Here is a 2,500-nt window from a genome sequence, read left to right as displayed (position 1 = left end):
AGCCCTGGGGCAGGGCGGCAGTGTCAGTGACGCGCTGAAAAATGCCTTGTTCAACACCTTGGCGGCGGCCAGTTTCAACCTGGTAGGGGACTACAGATTCGGAGACTGCGGTATTAACCGAAAAAAATGTTATCGAAGGAACGGTTAAGGGCGCTGCACCAAAAGTGGCGGCAGAGGGAAAGGTAGGAGGTCAGACCTTCCAAGACGTCAATCAAACCGCTCATCCACTCAACGAGGCGGACCCGAAAATACCTTCGTTGATCACGGATAGGATTGCAGATAAAGCCGCTAAGAATCCTGGAAAACTTTATCCAAACGGAAATATGAAAGATGCCCACGCTGAAATCGGTGTGATCCAGCAAGCATATAGCTCCGGTAAAACTGCCGGAGCGGACATGTCTATGACAGTCGCAGGGAAAGATGTTTGCGGATTCTGCAAAGGTGACATAGCTGCTGCCGCAGAAAAGGCTGAGTTGAAATCTTTAACCGTAAGAGCTATAGATGATAAAACAGGACTTCCGAAAAACTATTACTGGGAGTCAGGTATGAAGTCTATTAAGGAGAAAAAATAGATGATCATCGGAGGGTATACCCTTAGTCCTGAGCATGGCAGATCGCAAATCCCTCTAATTGATCAGCCGACCATGGAAGAGGTAAGGTCCATTATATTTGAATATAGTAAAGTCGACGGTGTCGTTTCGTTGTCTATTTCCCCAGCACCTGAAGCCGGACCTTACGAAATCAATCTTTATGCTGAATCCGGAAATTATATTCTGATGCTGAACCAATACCTTGATGATGGTGAGCATGTTGTGCGTACTCTTAACAATACGTCGGCTGGAGCAAAGTTGGTTGATGTTTTGGGCGATTACTATCCGGCGAGTGTTGTCACAAGAAATATAGATATCGTTATTTCTTGTTTTCAAGAATTTTTGAGGTCCGGTGATGTGTATATTGGTGGTCTGACCCCGATTTCCCTAGGTATTCACCGCAGAGCGGCTGGTATAACGTAGGAGCCGAAAGAAATGGATATTTCCCGCTTGTTGATTTTCAGAATGGTAATACGCTCGTTAGTCTGAAATCTGTAGATACGGCAGGAAGTACGTGGTTAGGCCGAATGCAAGATCATATTATCGACTTAGGAAAAAATGGCGCGAAAGTCGATGGTGTACCAGCAAATATGGTGCTTGATCTGCGAGTTCAGCCTGGCGGTTCGGCTGCTGCTAAATCGCTTATCGAATTCGGACGTGAATATAATGTCAAAGTGGTTGTTAAAGAGTTCAAGTGAGACCTGAAAAAATGAAGCGATTTAAGTTTGTTTTTGATGTCGAGTCGATCAGTGGTTTGCAGATGCTGGCCTTGGTTGAGAAGCTTCTAAATAAGTTTTCCTCCCCCACGGTGTTTTTTCTGCAGGGGGTTAAGATTGATATTAAAACGCTTGAAAAGAAAATATTGAAAAAAAAATCTTGGCCGAGTGGTTTAATGTCTAGCGGGTTTGAGCTCCGATTCGGGTTGCTTCCAGCACTGGGTTATTGCTTTTTGGTACTAGAAGAATCAGAGGGTCATAGTAATACTAAGCTGAAAGAGGAAATAGGGCCTTTTCTCAGCGTTGAAGGTTTTATTCAGGCATGGGTTTCTGATGTCGAATATGATTTTTGGCAGAACGCTACAGACCCTCTAGAGTATGAATGCGTGGGGCGCCCTCTTTCAGGTCTTCCAATGAAGTCAAATGGTTTACCTCCCCCCTTGGATCAAATGGAAATTGATACCTCAGGGAATCCTGGCCGTAACGTGCCCAGGCAAGGATATATTGAAGCGATTGGAAGCACTATGTGGCTAGGAAACCTCTTCTGGGAGAGAGCTGGTGTGGATAGATTTGCCAGCATTTCGTTGTTGGAAAGCCAGGGATTTAAAGTTTATGAGTGTGGTAGGTTTTTAAAAGTTGTAACGTCTGATAAGGTTTTTTCTGATGGTTCAACCCTAGAAAAACAACGTGCTCTCAGGCGGATTTTATTTGGATTAAATTGACATTTTAGTTGGTGCTAAAGGAGTGCTTGTTTCAACTAGAGAGGCAGTTCCAGGTCCAACGAAATTTATGAGTGACGCCGATCAGTTTTTTAAAAAAGGTAAACGGGGTCAGACCCTGAGGGACTGCAATCGACTAACCTCAATAAAAATCTGGGATCAAAAAATGGTGAGGGGTGCTTACCCTATGAGGCAAGTAAGATTGGTGTAGAACAGGCTAAGGCAATGGTTAAGGTAATTCTATAGATCGCTACATCTGTGAGCCCATTAATCCCCAGTTCAACCGTTCGAGGTAATTACGATCTTGTTCATGTACACAGCTCCAAGACTAATAACACTGCAAGCTTAAGGGTGCTGCCGGACGGGAAATAGGAGTTTCGGGTAAACGGGGTCAGACCCTGAGGGACTGAACAAAGCCCTGGGGCAGGGCGGCAGTGTCAGTGACGCGCTGAAAAATGCCTTGTTCAACACCTTG

At 45.0% G+C, this 2,500-nt stretch carries 4 protein-coding genes; all 4 read left to right on the top strand.

All coding sequences use genetic code 11. From position 1 onward, the window contains the following. Positions 1-164 precede the first annotated feature (164 nt). The 4 genes from BMX59_RS29975 (at position 165) to BMX59_RS29965 (ending at position 2,028) form a co-directional block, all read left to right on the top strand. Complete coding sequence (locus tag BMX59_RS29975) at positions 165-572, top strand: cytidine deaminase-like fold-containing protein (protein ID WP_093128614.1); 408 nt, start codon at positions 165-167, stop codon at positions 570-572. Continuing rightward, a complete protein-coding gene (locus BMX59_RS29970; RefSeq protein ID WP_093128611.1) occupies positions 573-1,013 on the top strand; it encodes a DUF6911 family protein in 441 nt (146 codons plus the stop codon). Positions 1,014-1,117: 104 nt separating this feature from the next. Beyond that, positions 1,118-1,288, top strand: a complete 171-nt coding sequence (locus tag BMX59_RS30605; RefSeq protein WP_175486731.1) for a hypothetical protein — start codon at positions 1,118-1,120, stop codon at positions 1,286-1,288. Then, positions 1,285-2,028, top strand: a complete 744-nt coding sequence (locus BMX59_RS29965) for a hypothetical protein (protein WP_256573014.1) — start codon at positions 1,285-1,287, stop codon at positions 2,026-2,028. The genes BMX59_RS30605 and BMX59_RS29965 overlap by 4 nt, the downstream gene beginning before the upstream one ends. Positions 2,029-2,500: the final 472 nt, after the last annotated feature.

The organism is Pseudomonas sp. NFR09, assembly GCF_900111535.1.
In the GTDB taxonomy this organism is placed as follows: domain Bacteria; phylum Pseudomonadota; class Gammaproteobacteria; order Pseudomonadales; family Pseudomonadaceae; genus Aquipseudomonas; species Aquipseudomonas extremorientalis.
This window is presented reverse-complemented; position numbering and strand designations above follow the sequence as displayed.